13 protein-coding genes are annotated in these 17785 nt (G+C 44.0%); 4 read left to right on the forward strand and 9 right to left on the reverse strand.

Annotation, left to right across the window (positions count from 1 at the left end; all coding sequences use genetic code 11):
- Positions 1–85: 85 nt before the first annotated feature.
- The 7 genes from OSCIL6407_RS0106255 to purC form a co-directional block, all read right to left on the reverse strand.
- Complete coding sequence (locus tag OSCIL6407_RS0106255) at positions 86–1396, reverse strand: DNA cytosine methyltransferase (protein WP_007355187.1); 1311 nt, start codon at positions 1394–1396, stop codon at positions 86–88.
- An 84-nt stretch (positions 1397–1480) separates the two neighbouring features.
- A complete protein-coding gene (gene lpxB / locus OSCIL6407_RS0106260) occupies positions 1481–2653 on the reverse strand; it encodes a lipid-A-disaccharide synthase (protein WP_007355186.1) in 1173 nt (390 codons plus the stop codon).
- A gap of 243 nt (positions 2654–2896) precedes the next feature.
- Positions 2897–3709 carry an acyl-ACP--UDP-N-acetylglucosamine O-acyltransferase gene (lpxA, locus tag OSCIL6407_RS0106270; protein WP_007356344.1) on the reverse strand — a complete coding sequence of 271 codons (813 nt, stop codon included), beginning with the start codon at positions 3707–3709 and terminating at the stop codon, positions 2897–2899.
- 211 nt (positions 3710–3920) lie between these two features.
- Positions 3921–4439 (reverse strand): 3-hydroxyacyl-ACP dehydratase FabZ, encoded by a 519-nt coding sequence (gene fabZ, locus OSCIL6407_RS0106275; RefSeq protein WP_007356343.1) that lies wholly within the window; start codon positions 4437–4439, stop codon positions 3921–3923.
- Between the two features lie 79 nt (positions 4440–4518).
- Complete coding sequence (locus tag OSCIL6407_RS0106280; RefSeq protein WP_007356342.1) at positions 4519–5409, reverse strand: UDP-3-O-acyl-N-acetylglucosamine deacetylase; 891 nt, start codon at positions 5407–5409, stop codon at positions 4519–4521.
- A 296-nt stretch (positions 5410–5705) separates the two neighbouring features.
- Positions 5706–8276 (reverse strand): BamA/TamA family outer membrane protein, encoded by a 2571-nt coding sequence (locus OSCIL6407_RS0106285; RefSeq protein ID WP_019487026.1) that lies wholly within the window; start codon positions 8274–8276, stop codon positions 5706–5708.
- Between the two features lie 197 nt (positions 8277–8473).
- On the reverse strand, positions 8474–9202 hold the full coding sequence (purC, locus tag OSCIL6407_RS0106290; RefSeq protein ID WP_026103663.1) for a phosphoribosylaminoimidazolesuccinocarboxamide synthase: 729 nt from the start codon (positions 9200–9202) through the stop codon (positions 8474–8476).
- A gap of 597 nt (positions 9203–9799) precedes the next feature.
- On the opposite strand from purC, the gene OSCIL6407_RS0106295 reads away from it, so the two are divergent.
- Together OSCIL6407_RS0106295 and OSCIL6407_RS0106300 are read left to right on the forward strand one after the other, a co-directional pair.
- Positions 9800–10228, forward strand: a complete 429-nt coding sequence (locus OSCIL6407_RS0106295) for a response regulator (protein WP_007356413.1) — start codon at positions 9800–9802, stop codon at positions 10226–10228.
- Between the two features lie 337 nt (positions 10229–10565).
- Positions 10566–13928 (forward strand): response regulator, encoded by a 3363-nt coding sequence (locus OSCIL6407_RS0106300; RefSeq protein WP_007356414.1) that lies wholly within the window; start codon positions 10566–10568, stop codon positions 13926–13928.
- A 98-nt stretch (positions 13929–14026) separates the two neighbouring features.
- Here the strand turns inward: OSCIL6407_RS0106300 and OSCIL6407_RS35880 are convergent, their stop codons facing one another.
- The gene (locus OSCIL6407_RS35880) at positions 14027–14215 is read right to left on the reverse strand and encodes a hypothetical protein (RefSeq protein WP_019487027.1); all 189 of its coding nucleotides are present in this window, start codon (positions 14213–14215) and stop codon (positions 14027–14029) included.
- Between OSCIL6407_RS35880 and OSCIL6407_RS0106310 the strand changes: the two genes are divergently transcribed.
- Positions 14133–16223 carry a DNA phosphorothioation-associated putative methyltransferase gene (locus OSCIL6407_RS0106310; RefSeq protein WP_007353293.1) on the forward strand — a complete coding sequence of 697 codons (2091 nt, stop codon included), beginning with the start codon at positions 14133–14135 and terminating at the stop codon, positions 16221–16223. The genes OSCIL6407_RS35880 and OSCIL6407_RS0106310 overlap by 83 nt on opposite strands.
- A gap of 144 nt (positions 16224–16367) precedes the next feature.
- On the opposite strand, the gene OSCIL6407_RS0106315 is transcribed toward OSCIL6407_RS0106310, so the two are convergent.
- Positions 16368–16973, reverse strand: coding sequence for a hypothetical protein (locus OSCIL6407_RS0106315; RefSeq protein ID WP_007353294.1), 606 nt, complete (start codon positions 16971–16973; stop codon positions 16368–16370).
- Positions 16974–17046: 73 nt separating this feature from the next.
- Between OSCIL6407_RS0106315 and OSCIL6407_RS0106320 the strand changes: the two genes are divergently transcribed.
- Positions 17047–17646: a rhomboid family intramembrane serine protease gene (locus tag OSCIL6407_RS0106320; RefSeq protein ID WP_019487029.1), complete on the forward strand. Its 600-nt coding sequence runs from the start codon at positions 17047–17049 to the stop codon at positions 17644–17646.
- The last annotated feature ends 139 nt before the right edge of the window (positions 17647–17785 follow it).

The raw sequence follows: 17785 nt of genomic DNA on the forward strand, positions 1-17785 counted from the left end.
ACCGGGTTTCTGTGACAATTTTTGCGGCTTAGCCAAGATTAAATTAAGAAACCCGGTTTCTGTTCTGGGTAAAAGACCAAATCTTTCATATTTCCACCTCATCTATTTTCCTAACTCTAGGTTCTATCACCCCCGGATCTACACCATAATAATAAGCAGCTTCAGACATATCCATTCTCAGTAATTTTTCATCTCCCAACTCTTTAATCTCTGTAGGTTTAACCGGAATTACATTCAAAGCTTCAATAATCTTTGACGCGACGGCCTTCGCTAAAAGTGGCGGAACCGAGTTTCCCACTTGTCTAAATCCATGCCATTTTGTCACATGAAATCTAAACCAGTCAGGATAAGAATGCAGCCGTGCAGCTTCTCTCACAGTAATACATCTGGGAGTATATGGATGAATCGGTCGAGGAGAAGTAAAAGCACCTCTATTACTGGCAGTTCCAGCTCTTAATGTATTACAAACTCCGTCAAAATCTAGTTTGTGAAAACGGCTGATTGGTTCTACTTTACCCGGTTTAGTCGCGGCAAATCTTTCTTTCGATTCCGCATTATGTTTTGTTCTTAAACTTGATGTTAATACCCTTTTATTATAAATTCTTTTGTATGAATAATCGTTATCTACTGAAGAAATGCCGCGAAGTATTTTGCCATAATCACTAGCTTTACCGTAATCGTCCTCAGAAATTTCTACCCAATCTTTTTCTAACAATTCTATATAATTTTCGACTTGGGGTAAATCTCGCAGAGCATCCCATACATTCGGACTATCTGGTAATTCAGAATGAGATGTTTTTCTACTTGCAGGATGAGTAAATGCTTGGGGATAAGTTGGTAAGGTTAAATCCTGTCGGCATCCTAATAAAAATAATCTTTCCCGTTTTTGCGGTACTCCGTACTGGGCAGCATTAAGGATCTGATAATTTTCTTCTATTTGATAACCATTTTCCCTAAATTCATTAATGATTTCGGCAATAAAATTTTTATGATGCCCGATTGCCATCCCTCCCACATTTTCTATTACAAAATACTTGGGATTTAATTCTATAACTAACCGGATAAATTCAAAAACTAGAGAATTTCTAGGATCTTCGAGGGAACGTTTACCAATCAATGAAAAACCTTGACAGGGCGGCCCGCCAAAAACTACGTCAATTTCTCGATCGCCAATGGCTGATTTTTGTCTGATTTCTGCTCCAGTTATGTCAATAATACTTTGACAAAATACAGACCAAAAGGGAAAATTAAAATTATGAGTAGCGCAATGAATTGGATCTATTTCAACTGATGCCAATACATCAAAACCTGCTTGCTCGAAACCGAGAGTCATGCCGCCAGCTCCGGCAAAAAAATCAATACCAATAGGTCGATATTTTGTATTGTTTTCAACCATCAGCTTGATTCAAAAATTAACTGAAGAGGGGTTTAGGTGGCGATCGCTGATGTAGGATGGCGATAGTCTTAATTTGGGCTTCGTTCAGCGACAGGCTTCTGTTAGTAGTTTAAGAATTACATCAGCGGCGCGATCGCAAGCTCCTACTCCTCCCAAACTTTCCCTCATTTCCCCATAATCTGCTAGCATTTGTCCCCGTCTCTCAGAATTGAGCAGCAGTTCCATTGCGATTGATACTATATTCTCCGCACTCGCTTGCTCTTGCAGTAACTCTGGCACGATTAGCTTCCGAAGTATTAAGTTAGGCGGAGACATAAATGGGATAGAAAACTTGAGGATATTACGGGCAAGCCAATAAGTTACTGGGTTAACGCTGTAGATAGCAACTTGCGGAACATTAAGTAAAGCTATTTCCAAATTAACAGTACCCGATTTGGCGATCGCCAAGTCCGCAGCCGCCAAGATGTCCAGAGTCTGACCTTCCAATAGGGTAGCCTGTAAACCGTAATTCTCAATAGCTCGTTCGATGGGTTGGCGAAGAGCTTCCCTAGAAAGGGGAATCCAGAAATGAACTTGAGGTAGTTTATTCTGGATAATTTGAGCAGCCTTAAATATTGCCGGCATCAGATACTTAATTTCTTGTTGGCGGGAAGCGGGGATCAACGCGATCGCCACTTGTTTCCCCTCAATCCCCAACGCAGCACGAGCATTCTCCCGACTGGGCGCAGTTTCCATCCGATCCGCTAAAGGATGCCCAACCCAGGTAACATTTGCCCCTTGCTTTTGAAGATAATCTGCTTCCTCCGGGAAAATCGCCAAAAAGCGATCGGCGATCGATACAATTCGAGCTGTATTCTGCCAAGGAGGAGACCAAACCCAAAATTGAGGCGCAATGTACCAGATAATCGGCACTTTTGGCCAACGGCGGCGGATATAATTACCAATGCTGAGATTTGGCCCCATATAGTCGATCAACACGACTAAATCCGGTGGTTGAGTTTGTAGGTATTGCTTAGCTTGGCGCTGAAGTTGGAGAGTTGGCAAAATGTAGGGCAATGATTCTAAAATGCCTACTGAGCCAATACCCGCAGTATCACCTAAAATATTAGCCCCAGCATGGGCCATCCGTGAGCCGCCCAATCCGACAATTTCTAACTCTAAGTTAGTTGCCGCAGCTAGGCGCTTGAGGCTCATTGTTAATAAAGAGCCTTGTAAATCCCCAGAAACTTCGCCAGTGCTGATAAATATCCGCGCCATTAATTTGGTAATGAAGGAAGAAGGAAGAAGGAAGAAGGAAGAGGGGGAGCAGAGGAGCAGGGGAGCGGGGGAGCAGGGGAGCAGGGGAGCAGGGGAGCGGGGGAGCGGGGGAGCGGGGGAGCAGAGGAGATGAGGAAACCCTTTCCCCAATTAGCAATTAGCAATTACCAATTAGCAATTACCAATTAGCAATTAGCAATTACCAATTAGCAATTAGCAATTACCCATTACCCATTACCCATATTATTGCTCTTCATGCTTTTTTTTCGTACCGGGAGTCGGGCCGCGTCTGCCAACTGTTGTAGAAGCTTGGAAGAAGTGTTGCAAGTGTTGCAAATGTTCATTTTCTGGCAATAAACTGAACTGCTCCAAAGCTTCATTGAGGCTATTTCCAGAACGGTAAAGGATGCGAAATACCTTTTTCAAAATTTGGTAATCTTCCTCTGTCAAACCTGCACGTTTGATACCTACCGAGTTAAGCGATCGCACTCTTGCAGGATTCCCCTCTACTAACATAAACGGCGGCACATCTTGAGAGATCCGGCTCATCCCTCCGACCATTGCCATTTTGCCAATCCGAGCGAACTGGTGAATCCCCACCATTCCCCCAATCACGGCCCGCGATTCAATGTGAACGTGGCCTGCCAGACTTACAGAATTAGAAATCACTACATTATCTTCGATCGCGCAGTTGTGAGCTACGTGGACGTAAGCCATCAATAAATTGCCATTGCCGATCGCTGTATACTCACCTGCTTGAGTAGCTCGGTTAATTGTTACATACTCCCTAATTCGGTTGTCGTCGCCAATTTTTACCCAACTTGGAGCACCGTCATATTTCAAGTCTTGAGGTTCTAAACCGATCGCCGTTCCTGGGAAGATTTGATTGCGAGCTCCTATTTCCAGCGGCCCTTCCAATACCGCATGAGCTCCAATTGTTGTATCTTGGCCGATTTTAACTCTTTCCCCAATTACGGAATATGCTCCCACCTGCACAGTGGGGTGCAGTTGAGCGGCGGGATGAATCACAGCCGTTGGGTGAATCAGGGTAGGCATTTGTCAGTTGTTAATTATTAGTTGTTGGTTGTTAGTTGTTAGTTGTTCGTTGTTGATTGTTGAGTTTTAGTTGTTTGTTGTTCGTTTACAACTATTGTGTTGGGTTTCGTTCATCCACCCAACTTACTGTCGCTACATCCGTTAAATCCGTTACAAAATCTGTTGCCAAATTGGTAACAACCAACAACTAACAACCAACAACTAACAAATTTTAATCAACGATGGAGAACATCAGTTCTCCTTCACAGACTCGTTGACCGTCAACTTCAGCACGGGCCTCGACTTTACCAAAGCGACGACGCTTAACGCACAGTAGTTGTACAGTCATGACCAAGCGATCGCCTGGTACAACGGGACGGCGAAACCGGACTTTATCAATGCCGGCAAACATAAATAATCCTTGCTCCACGTTGGGTAGCTGAGAGAGTACCACGCCGCCAACTTGAGCCATCGCTTCTACAATCAAGACCCCAGGCATGATCGGACGACCGGGGAAATGTCCTTGAAAATGTGGCTCGTTAAAAGTTACATTCTTGATCCCCACTGCCCGTTCCCCTGGTATGTACTCTACTATCCTGTCTACCAGCGCAAAGGGATAGCGGTGGGGCAATAGTTTGTGAATTTCTTCGGCAGTGAGAATCGTGTTAACAGGGGCAACCTGACCATTTTGGGTGTGGACGGGTTCGGCAGTAGAAGCATTCGTTGTGTTTGCGTCAGTCAGCGTGGACATTGCTTGGGAGAGTAGTGAAGTGTTTGCCGGATGGGAAAAGCGGGATCGCCTTCGTTCTTAAAGTCGCCGAGATCGCTGCTCATGGCTGAGAGCCGATCGCTTTAGCGAGTTGGATGTGAAGGTTATGGCTGGCTTTGTAGGCCAGGTAGTGAGCTTGAGGCAAAGTTCCTAGCAAACTCAGATCCCCTACTAAGTCTAAAATTTTATGACGGACTGGTTCATTTGGAAATCTTAAGGGTGGATTGAGCCATCCAGTGCCATCGCAGACAAGGGCATTATCAAGGCTACCACCTTTAATTAAACCTGCTTGCCGAAGTTGATCTATTTGATGGGCGAGGGCAAAGGTGCGAGCGGGGGCGATCGCGTCTGCAAAACTCTCTACCTCTGGCGACCAACTGTACCATTGATTGCCAATGGCAGGGCTATCAAAATCAATTCCATAGCTAAAACGAGTTTCCGGTGCTGGTAAGGCTGCGGCAAAAGCATCCCCTTGGCGAACCCAGATGGGACTCTTGAGCGGGGGGGCGGAGGAGCTAGGGAGCGGGGGGGCTAGATCTTCTCCATCTTGCGTATCTTCATATCCTCTCGCTTGCTTGCTAACAAAGACTAATCCGACAGTAGCGATCGCCTCTACCCAGTTTTTGGCTGAACCGTCGAGTAAGGGAAGTTCGGGGCCGTCAATTTCAATGCGGGCGTTGTCAACTCCCATAGCAGCTAAAGCTGCTAACAAATGCTCCACAGTGCGGACAGCGACATTTCCATTGCTTAGTTCAGTCGAGAGAGTGGTTTGGCTTACTGCTTCGATGCAAGCTGGAATGACGAGAAAACCGGGGGTGTCAATGCGGACAAAATAGCGCCCTGTATCTGCGATCGCAGGTAAAACTCGGACGCTCACCTGCACGCCGCTGTGCAGACCAATCCCCGAAATTTGAAATTCGTCTGCTAAAGTGTACTGTTTGTCAACAGACATAACTGGTAATTGGTAATTGGTAATTGCTAATGGCTAATGGCTAATGGCTAATTGCTAATGGCTAATTGCCAATTGCTAATTGCTAATGGCTAATCGCTACAGGATTTACACAAATAGGACTTACCGATGGAGTCCCAGAAACCGGGTTTTTGATATTATCTGTGGATAAGGGCGAAGTATTTTTGTCAAAAAACCCGGTTTCTTTGGTTGGGTGAGTAAGTCCTGTCTTGGTAATTGCTAATTTAGTGAGAATCAACAACTAACAGTTAACAGTTAACAGTTAACAGTTAACAAATTTAGAATCTTTCGCCAATTCCAAAGTGCAATCTGCTACCACCATCTACACTAAATCCATAATCTATTCTGATCGGGCCCAGAGGAGATTGAATCCGCACCCCTACACCAGCGCCAATACCACTTCCTGGTTTGCCTCTGACACCTGCGGGATCGCCAGGAACGCTGCCACCAGTACCCAAATCTGTAGCCGCATCGATAAATAGGGCTGCGCCGACGAAAGAAATAATCGGGAAGCGGTACTCAGCGGTAGCTTGGATGAAACTGCGACCGGCACCAACGTCTCCTTCATCGTAGCCTCGGACGGAGTTAGCGCCGCCCAGGGCAAAAGCTTCGTAAGGAGGTAAATCGCCCAAAATAGTACCAGCTTGAATGTTAAAAGCCAGGGTTTGGGGGCCAGTGGCAAAGCGAGTGTAACGTACTGGGAGATAGTAACTGTAGCTGCCTCGGATACGGTTGAATAGGATAGCTCCCGATCCGACTGGTACAGACTGTTCCATCCCAAACCGCAGCAGCGAACCGCTAGTGGGGCGCAGGGCATCGTCGCGGCGATCGCGTACAATTCCTGCTTGTAGTGTAAACAAATCGTCAGAACCCGAATTACTGAAACTCAGTTTGTTATCATCCTCATCGCGGGCTCTAACATTGCCATTGCGATCGCGAATTGATACTCGCTGATACTGAAACCCAACAGAAGCCACCCATTCAGAATCAGCAAAAGGATTGCGCTCTAAGGGGCGGGTAAAACTCAATCCGCCGCCAGTACGAAGAATACGAGGGCGATCGCCATTTTCCAACCGCACCTCATTGTCCCCGCCATCAAAAATCACGCTAATCGATCGACGGCGGAACGCATTCACAGTATAAGAAGTACGGTAGGGATCGCCAGCGATCCAGGGGTCAGTAAAGCTGACATCAAACAGCGTCGCTCTTTCCCCTATCTGCAACTCCGCCCCTAACCGCTGGTTATTTCCCCCCAGATTTTGTTCCTGATAACTGATGGTACCGAACAGCCCAGTAGCGGAACTCAGCCCCGCACCAGCCGCCAGGGAACCGGTATTCTTTTCAATCACATTGACGATCACCCGCGCCTTACGGGGGTCTGTCGCTCCCGGTTCCAAGGCAAGGCGCACGTCTTCAAAAATCCCCAAGCCAAATACTCGCCGGAGATCTCTTTCAGCTTTATTTCTATTAAAAACGTCCCCTGGCTTCAGTTCTACCTCGCGGGTAATAATAAATTCGCGAGTGTTGCCTTTGATTGGTTGGCCCTTAGCATCAGTTGCCTCACCTTCCTTATTCAAAAAGCGAACTTCTACCCCTTCCACCACGCCTTCTGCGACTTGCAGTGTCACATTACCGTCATCAGACACCTGCGGCGCGTCAATCACCTGGCCCAAAACATAGCCATTGTCTTGATACCACTTATTGATTTTTTTCACTCCCTCCTCAAACTGCCGGAGGTTGAGAATTTTGCCGTATTGGTCGCCAAAGGCTTCGTCAATTACGGTTTGGGGTAAAACTTCCTGGCCAGTGATTTGCACTCCCCGTAATATGGGGTTTGCTTGGACGACAAAAGTTACTCGCACCCCCAAAGGGGTATCTTCCGGTACAGCCCGGACATTTCTAAAAAAGCCAGTAGCGAAAATCGCGTTAATGTCTTGTTGCAGTTGAGTTCTAGTTGTAGTGCGCCCTGGTTGGGTGCTGATGACTCGGTAGACTTCATCTTCAAGTTGACCTTCTACGCCGCTGACAACAACTTCAGCAACTAACACTTGGGAGTCAGACTGCCCCGCTGGGGGAGTTGGTGTTGTTCTTGGTACTGGTGGCGCTGGAGGGGCTTCTGGGCTTGGTGCTGGAATGTCTACTGGCGGGGTAGGGGACTCTGGAGCGGAGTTATCAGGCGGCAGTGGAGCTTGAGCAATGTCCCTGGGAGAATGAGGGACGTAGCCTACAGGTGTGCCGTCTAATGCAGGGTTTCGCTTGGATGAAGTGGGATTCCCCAAGGCTCGCTCTGAGATGGTTTCGGCTTGTTTAAATTGATATGTTTCCCCATTCTTAGCCAGCTTTTGGTCGGGAGGACAAGATGTCCGCCCCATAACTTTATTTGTTGTCGAATCTCGATCTGGCTGCTGGTTTTCCAATGGGCTGCAAGATTTTAATTCAACTATCTGGGCGATGTTATGAGGCTGGTTGGATTCAGAGATTTTTCCTAAATCTCTTGATATTGCGGTTTTTGTTTCTTCAATCCAACCGATTGTATTTTCCTGCTTACTTGGGTTCTTTGGCAACAAAAATATCTCGGTGCTTTCGGCTTTACCAGTTACTCCAAAGTTTTCCAAAAAAGTCGGGTATCTATGAGCCTGTAATGACTTTTTGGTAGCATTTTTGGATATTGGCTCTCCTGGTTTTTGAGTTGATGTAGACAATTCAGATAAATTTGAAGACTTTACAGAGCTAGGCGTTAAACCTGTTTCTGAAGGCTCAGAGGAGGATGTTTGGCAATTTGCGGAGTTTGATAATCCGAAAGTTGCTGAGGCAGTAAAAACTGCCACTAAAACAGCAGATAATCGCATTTTTATTCCAATTTTTGGACATTCCACACACCACATTTTTGTTAATCGTTAGTTGTTGGTTGTTAGTTGTTGGTTGTTGGTTGCCGATTTGACTAACTATTAACCACTAACCACTAACCACTAACCACTAACTACTAACCACTAACTATTAACGCTTTTAGACAAACTTTGCAATTGTACCGCATTGGCAAGGGAGTCTAAACGTTTTGAGCTAAAACCCGCTGGAGGACTTGTTGATAAGCTGTCTCCACTGAACCTAAATCGCGGCGGAATCGGTCTTTGTCCATCACCCGTTTGTCGGGGTCGGTTTCGGACTGATCCCAGAGGCGACAGGTGTCGGGACTAATTTCATCTGCGAGGATGAGTTTACGATCGCGATCGAGTCCAAATTCCAGTTTGAAGTCTACCAGGGTAATGCCGCACTGGTTGAAAAACCCTTTGAGAATTTCATTGATTTGACGGGCGGCGGCTTGTAGTTCTTCAAGTTGATAGGGGGTTGCTAGTTGCATGAACAACAGGCGATCGCGGGTTAATAGGGGATCTCCGAGTGCATCATTTTTGTAATAAAATTCCACTAGGGCTGGAGTGAGAACTGTACCCACTGCCAGTCCGGTTTGTTGGCACAGACTACCTGCGGCAATGTTCCTGACTACAACTTCCAAGGGGAAAATCTGGACGCGACGGACTCGCATCTCGTTAGGGCTGGGGCAGTCGATAAAATGAGTGGGAATACCTTTGGCTTCCAGTAGCTGAAATAGGTGGCGGGATACGGCACAGTTAATTTCGCCTTTGCCGGCAATAGTGCCGCGCTTCTGGGCGTTAAAGGCTGTAGCGTCGTCTTTAAAATAGGTCAGCAAAATCTCGCTGTCATCTGTAGCGTAGAGGATTTTGGCTTTGCCTTCGTAAAGTTTGCTGTCGGGGGACATAGGGATTTGAGTTTTTAGATTGAGGTTGGGCATTTTAACACTCCCGCTTTTTTTGGCTTAGCCTGCCGTTAGGCTAATGGGACGGGATTTGTCAGAGATGTTGATCGGCATACTAAAATTTGTCTATAATTGCATAGACCTTTCTACTTTAGACAAGTGATGTCTAGCTTCAAGATCCTCGGTTGCTGTGCATAGTTTTCTTAGTTGAAAAGGATTGAGGTGTTAATTGTGTACCCGATTAAGTTAGAACTGAAATTAAATAATAAGCAAAAAACGCTAATAATGCAATACAAGCACTATAAATGAATTTGGTTTCTGGCTAAATTAAGCCGGGACTTTCAAATATCATCCTAATTTTTCAGTGTAATTAACGAGGAAAACGGGAAAATTTAGTTGTTAACTCTACCTATTTTAACGTCCGGTAGATTTCTCTTACAGAACTGAAACTATCCTGATTCATGATTATATCGAAACTTAGATTTGAGCTTAATTACCACTAATACGAGCGTTCAATTTGACAGTAACTTTAATTCTCTCGCCTAAGTTTGCTCCTTCTCAATATTGCTAAGGAGTTTCCACACATTCAAGAGGTTTATTATGGAAGAAAAAACGATCCACATTTTACTGGTAGAGGATGATGAAGTTGATGTCATGAATATCCGCCGAGCCTTTAAAAAGAATAATATTATTAATCCCCTCTACATGGCAGCAAATGGGCTGGAGGCACTGGCGATGCTGCGTGGCGAGGGAGAGGGACTGGCGGTTCCTTCCTTGCGCCGATTAGTATTGCTGGACTTGAATATGCCTAAAATGAATGGGATAGAGTTTTTGCGAGAATTGCGGTTAGACGATAAGCTGAAGTCGATTCCTGTAATTGTTTTGACAACTTCTAATGAGGATAGGGATAAAGTAGAAGCTTATAACCTGAATGTAGCGGGCTATATTCTTAAACCGGTGACGTTCTCTAATTTTGTTGAAACGATCGCGACGCTAAATAAATACTGGATGCTAAGTGAAATGCCGTAACTGTTAGTGGTTATTTGTTGGTTGTTAGTGGTTAGTTGTTAGTTGTTGGTGGTTAGTGGTTAGTTGTTTTTATTAATAGTTAGTAGTGCTTGGCAATTAGCGATTAACGACCAACAGTTAGAAAATAAGAACCCATAACTAACAGTGAGATGAATAACGAACAAACAGCTAACTACGAATAATTAACAATAAAAAAAGAGCGACCAGCAATCAGAATGATAACAGACAGCTAGCTACTAAAAATTAACAGCTAACAACTAAGAATTAATAACAACAATTAATAACTAACAACCACAAGCTAAAAAAACTAACAACTAAAAACCAACAACTAACAATTATGGAAGAATCTCTAAAAGTTTTGATAGTTGATGACGATGAAGTGGATCGGATGGCAGTCCGCCGAGCCCTAAAAATTGCTGGTGTGCGAGTGGAAATTGCCGAAGCTGGGGGCAGTGCGGAGGCGAGAGTGCTGCTGTTAGCAGCTCATAATGAGCTAACTAATTCTGCGGAAGAAATGGCAAGCGCTAAACCATTTGATTGTGCCTTTCTAGACTATCGCTTGCCAGATGGGGATGGTCTAAAGTTGGTAAAAACTATTAGGGAAGCAGGAATTAAAATCCCGTTAATTGTGTTAACTGGTCAAGGAGATGAACAAATTGCTGTAGAACTAATGAAAGCGGGTGCTTCCGATTATATTGCTAAAGCTAAGTTGTCTCCTGAAAATTTGTCCCGAAGCTTGCAAAATGCGATCAGAATTTACCGTGCTGAAACTAAAGCTACGCAAGCTTCGCAAAAGCTAAAAGAAAGTGAAGAACGTTACAGATTAGTTCTGGAAGGTGCTAATGATGGGATTTGGGATTGGGATTTAAGTAAAAATGAGGTTTACTGGAACGATCGCCTGCTGGAAATAGTGGGTTTGTCGCGCTCTGAATTTGGAAGTGCGATCGAGGCTTTTTTCGATCGCCTTCATCCAGAGGACTACGAGAGTACAAGAAAAGCTCTGGAAGCTCATCTGGAAACGGGCACAGAATATAATGTTGAATTTCGCTTGTTGCACTCTTCCGATGTTTACCGCTACTGTACTGGTAGGGGAAAGGCGCAACGGAATCAGCAGGGAAAAGCACTACGGATGGCGGGTATTATTAGTGATATTAGCGATCGCAAGTTGGCAGAAGCAGCTCTAGAAAGGGAACGCCAACAACTGCGGCAAATAATCGCTTGCGTGCCTGTACCGATGGCGATGTTTGATAAAGAAATGCGCTATCAGGCTCACTCTCAAAGGTGGCTGACTCAATATAATTTAGAAGGGCAATCTATCCTCAACCGTAGCTATTATGAAGTATTGCCAGATATTCCCGATCGCTGGAGGAAGATGCACGAGCGATCGCTCACTGGTGAGGTAGTTTCAGTCAGCGAAGATGCTTGGAAACGCGAGGATGGCTCGACTGTATTCCTACGTTGGGCAATTCACCCCTGGTATGCTCCAGATGGTGAAGTTGGGGGTATTGTCCTAGTTAGCGATCGCATTAATGAGTTGGTAGAGGCGCGGGAAGCGGCGATCGAAGCTAGTCGCGTAAAATCCCAATTTTTGGCTAACATGAGCCATGAGATCCGTACTCCTATGAATGGAGTTTTGGGAATGGCACAACTGTTATTACGCCTTTCCTTAGAGGCGAAACCGAGAGAATACGCTCAGACAATTTATCGCAGTGCCGAACATCTACTTTCTGTGATCAATGATATCCTCGATTTCTCTAAGATTGAAGCCGGGGAAATGCGCCTGGAAACCTTAGATTTCGATTTGGATGTTTGCATTGAATCGATGGTGGAAATGGTGGTAGCAACGGCTGAAGAAAAAGGGTTAGAACTGAATGTTTTAATTGAAAGCTCTGTTCCCCGACAGTTGCAAGGCGATCCTGGAAGGCTCAAGCAGATTTTGTTGAATTTGGTAAATAATGCTATCAAGTTTACAGATCGCGGTCAAGTTTTAGTCAGAGTATCTCTCAAGAGCTCAACAGTCGATCGAAAGCTGATCTTTTCTGTGCGCGATAGTGGAATTGGCATTTCCCCAGAAGGGCAAAAAAAGCTGTTCCAGTCATTTTCTCAGGTCGATGGCTCGCCGACAAGACAATACGGCGGTACTGGTTTAGGTTTGGTGATTTGCAAACAGTTAGTGGAGATGATGGGAGGCGAAATTGGGGTTCGCACTTCTGTGGGTAAGGGTTCTAATTTCTGGTTTACAATACCTTTGCAGATGCAACCACAGCCTGTAGAGCGATCGCGAGGTTCCCAGATTGCGGGTAAACGGTTGTTAGTGGTATCCCATAGTGCTGTAACCAGGGCGGTAGCGCGGGCGATCGCGGAGGCGCGGGGGGCCTACTGCACTGAAGCGGAAGATGCGAGGACTGTTTTAGCGGTGTTGGAGGAGGCTAATTCTGGAGCTCGTAGGGAGCAAGAGCACTACACGGCGGTATTTCTGGATCTGCAACTACCCCAATTAGATACCCAAGGGTTTGCGGCTTTTGTGCGATCGCTGTTAGTAAAACCCCTGCTGATTGGGGTGACTTCGCTGCGCGATCGACACAAAGCAGAGGCACTTTGCTCTCTAGGCGCTGCTAGCTACTTGATTAAACCGCTGAGAGCTTCCCAGTTTTGTGACAGCCTTTTACCAGCAACAACCAAAGAAGAGGAAGAAAAGTTTTCTTATGTCACCAGTCAAGATAATTCTACTAAACCTAATTATCAATTGCCCCTTTCTAATAGTCAATTATCCGTAAAAATTCTCTTAGCTGAAGATCACTATATTAACCAACAAGTTATTCTCAATCAACTCATGGTTTTGGGCTATCAAGCCGACTGTGCAGCTAACGGTCAAGAAGCGCTAAAAATGCTCGAACTTCAAACCTATGATGTAGTGCTAATGGATTGCCAAATGCCGATCCTTGACGGTTATGCAACTACGAAAAAATTGAGGGAGCAAGAAGCCAATAAGGAGCGAGAGAACTCCGCTCATAAGACTGTTGTAATTGCTCTCACTGCCCATGCAATGCCAGGGGAACGTGAGAAGTGTTTGGCAGCAGGGATGGACGATTATCTCAGCAAACCCGTCGATATAGAAGACTTGGCAGCAATCCTAAAAAAATATGAATCGATCGCTAATAAGTATGAGAATATGGATAACAATTATGAAATTAAAAGTGTAAACAATGAAAATAGCTCATATTTAGAAGCAGATAACTTAAATAGTTCGGCAAAAACTGACATTGAAATTACCCTATTACAAACTATACCAAACGAAACCACTAGCCCACTTGATTTTTTAGAAGATACAGAGTTAGATTTACTTTTAGATCGGAAGCGCTTGCAGCAAATTGGCAAAGTAAATACTACCTTACCCAAGCGACTTTTACAGGCATTTATTGACAGCGTACAAGTAGATATTGAATCGGCAAAAGTTGCCTTACTTGCTAAAAATTGGAATGCTGTTGAACACCAAGCTCATAGGATCAAGGGAACTGCTTCAAATGTCGGTGTACGCTTAATGGCAAAGTTAGCAGCTCAGTTAGAGGATAGAGCACGAGATTGCCAAAATCAGCCGCTACCAGAATCACAAACTATTGACGGTGGAGAGGAATTATTGGCTACTTTGTCAAGCCATTTAGCACGAGTTAAGACTTTTATTCAATCTCGGAATTGGTAACTGTTAACTGTTAATTGTTAGTTGTTAGTTGTTAGTTGTTAGTTGGTAATTGGTAATTGGTAATTGGTAATCGCTAATTGGTAATCGCTAATCGCTAATTACCCATCTCCCCCATCTCCCCCATCTCCCCCATCCTCCCCATCTCCCCCATCCTCCCCATCTCCCCCATCCTCCCCATCTCCCCCATCTCCCCATCTTCCCTCTATGGATTCCCAATCCCTAATTCCCAATTTACTACAAATTTCTAACCTTTGCCAAAATAGCCAAATTGGTAAAAAATTGCCCACCGCTCTTTACGTCCACATTTCAGCTTTAAAAGCTCTCGATCCTCAACTCAAACTATACGAAAGCTGCGCCAGCAGTAAGATAGATTGTACCGATAAAACTACGCTGATTAAATTTCATACTAATAAACCTAAAATTTCCTATCTTTTTTACCCTGACTTCGATCTAGATCCTCATCCAACCTTGCACACTAGCATTCAAGTAGATTTAGAAACTGGAGAAATTAACTATAAAGATTATACCAAAATTGATAATCCTCCTATCCTTCATCGTAAGGAAACTTTTGTTACTCCTGACTACCCTCACTATCAGAAGTTTGCCGAACTTACGAAATCAGAAGAAGCATTAGGTCTTCTAAAAAATACCAGTACTATTGGTACTCGCCAAGGGTGGCTTGATTTATTAGAAAAGCAAGGTGTAGAAATACAACTAGATCACTCAGTTGTTGAATTTGATCGAGGCGAAGATGAAGATAATTACCAATTTCCTCTTCCCAAGATAGAGCGTCATAAAGCTGCGATGAGCCGGCATTCTTTATCTAAACCAGTGCGTTTGTCCCTAGAAGCAAACTTATTTACAGAAGGCTCAACTTTTTTTGATTATGGTTGCGGATATGGCGGTGATGTTAAACGAATTGCTGAGAAAAATTTTGCTGCTGTTGGGTGGGACCCGTATTATCAGCCGGATACTTCCCACATTTCTGCTGATATTGTCAATCTTGGTTATGTGATTAATGTGATTGAAGATTTAGGGGAACGGCGAGAGGCTTTACTCAATGCTTGGACGCTAACTAAAAAAATATTAATCGTTGCTGCTCAGGTACTTATTGATGATAGAAACAAATGTCAAATTGCTTACGGTGATGGAGTAATTACTTCCCGGAATACTTTTCAGAAATATTACGAGCAGGAAGAACTAAAAGTTTATATTGACCAAGTTCTAAATGTTGATTCAATTCCTGTTGCTTTAGGTATTTACTTTGTTTTTCGCGATGAATCTGAAGCTCAAAATTTTCGTGCTTCTCGCTTTAGATCCCGTGTTAGCACTCCGAGAATTTGCGTTCAAGTTAAGCGATTTGAAGACTACGAAGAAGTGCTTGCACCTTTAATGGCTTTTGTGAGCGATCGCGGCCGTCTTCCCGTGAAAGGTGAATTGTCTGAAGAGTCAATTATTAAAGAGGAGTTTAAAAATTTTCACCGTGCTTTTCAAGTTATTTTACAAGCCACTGATGGTGAAGAATGGGAAGTAATTGCTGATAAACGCCGCCAAGATTTGTTAGTTTATATCGCTTTGAGTAATTTAGGCGATCGCCCTCAATTTCGCAAATTTCCCACTCAGATTAAGAATGATATTAAGGGTTTATTTGATAATTATCAAAAAGCTTGCGTGCTGGCAGATTTAATGCTTTATAGTTTAGGAAGTTCTACCATAATTTCTGATATTTGTCAAGATAGTGCTATTGGTTACAAAGTTTCTAAATCTCTCTCAGTTCACATTTCAGCATTAGAAGAACTAGATCCTTTGCTACGCCTATATGAAGGTTGTGCTAACCGGACAATTGGCCGATTAGATGGTGCAACAGTTATTAAGTTTCATACTAATACACCGAAAATTTCCTATTTATTTTATCCCGAATTTGATACAGATCCGCATCCAGCTTTAGACACTGCTATGCACATTGATTTACGCGACCTTTCGGTGAGCTACGAAGAGTATTTTAGCTCTCGCAATCCTCCGATCCTGCATCGTAAGGAAACTTTTGTTACTCCTAATTATCCGCTGTATGATAAGTTTGCTCAACTTAGCCGCCAAGAGGAATATTTGGGCATTTTAGATGATATTAGTGGAATTAAAACTCGTCGAAATTGGGTGAAATTCCTCCAAGAATATGGGGTAAAAATTAAAGATCATTCTGTTTTTTGGCGTTCGGATGCTGACCCAGAGCGGGTTAAATTTTTGAAGGAAAAGATCCGAGAACGGCTCAAAAAAAGTAAAACAGTTAATTCTTAACTGTTAATCAGGACTTACGCACCCAACCAAAGAAACCGGGTTTCTTAATCAAGATTTTGGTGGGGATGCCAAGATTATCAAAGAAACCCGGTTTCTACAATTTGGTGGATCGCAATAATATCAGTTTTTGTATAATCAATTTAATTAAACTTGGGAAAAATTCGGATCGAAGCCAGAGGACAATTGCGCTCTTGCCTTTACCCAATGTTCAATTCCTTTTTTAGTCGGCGTACCGATAGCTGTAAATGTCCAAATATCTCCTTTGTGCTGAGGCCCATAACTAATATGAATTGGTCTATCTGCTCCATAAAAGTAGAGGGAATCAAAAGGCAACCTTTGCGAAATAATCCACTCCACAAGCTCATTGCTCGATAAATCCCTAATAAAAAAATCACAAGCTGCTCCTAATCTCGGACAATAATATTGACCATTTTTATTGAGTTCATAAGCGATATGCTGGTCAATTTTAGGAGCGACTCGACCATTTTTAATGCCCGTAATCGGATCTTTCTTTTCTAGATATTTTTTTAGATCGGCAGAACAAAATCCATAAGTTAGCTGAAACCTATCTTTACCAAAGCAATCAATGACGGGATCGATAATAAAATTGTTTAAATCTTTAATTGCCTGGATAGTGGCGGCTGAATTTTGAGGGAACGGATTAATTTTATCGGCATAGTGGCGATAAGTATTGGTACAAGTACAAAACTCATGAAGACTTAGATATTTTCCGAGTTTTACATCGTCCATAGTTATTTGACTCCTTTGTGAACTAAAATATAATAGGGATATAATTAAAGCGTCGCCGTGAGAATACTTACTTATGAGCAACCCAAAAGTCAAAGGAATCGCCAGCGAATTGCAAACCCAGGCTGCAATACTAGGTGGATTCGTTGCCCTGATGTGGATTATAGAAATTGTTGACTGGTTTTTGCTAGGAGGGCGGCTAAATGCTTACGGAGTCCGTCCTTGGAGTATGGTAGGGCTTCGCGGCATCTTATTTATGCCTTTCCTGCACGCGAATTTTGCTCACTTAGCAGCAAATACCCTCCCTTTTATTACTTTCGGATGGTTGATTATGCTGCAAGAAACCAGTGATTTCTTTCTGGTTAGTGCGGTGACGATGCTGGTAAGTGGACTTGGGGTTTGGCTAACAGGTGCGCCTTATTCTGTTCATATTGGAGCTAGCGGGTTAATCTTTGGTTATTTTGGTTTCTTGCTATTAAGGGGATTTTTTGAACGTAGCTTTATGTCGATAGCTTTATCTCTATTTGTTGGTTTTCTTTACGGAGGTTTAATCTGGGGAGTTTTGCCTTCACAACCAGGGGTTTCTTGGCAAGGGCATCTTTTTGGATTTGTTGGTGGTGTGCTTGCTGCTCAACTTTTGGGACGGCGAAAGTTGAGCAACCGCCAAGGCGGTTAGGGGCTAGGGGCTAGGGGCTAGGGGCTAGGGGAAGAGAGGGGAGATGGGGGAGAGGGGGAGGATGGGGAAGATGGGGGAGAGGGGAGGATGGGCAGGGCGGTTTCATTCTCGAATTTTAGCAGAGCTAAAATTCTGAATG

It is taken from the genome of Kamptonema formosum PCC 6407 (genome assembly GCF_000332155.1).
Classification (GTDB): domain Bacteria; phylum Cyanobacteriota; class Cyanobacteriia; order Cyanobacteriales; family Microcoleaceae; genus Kamptonema; species Kamptonema formosum.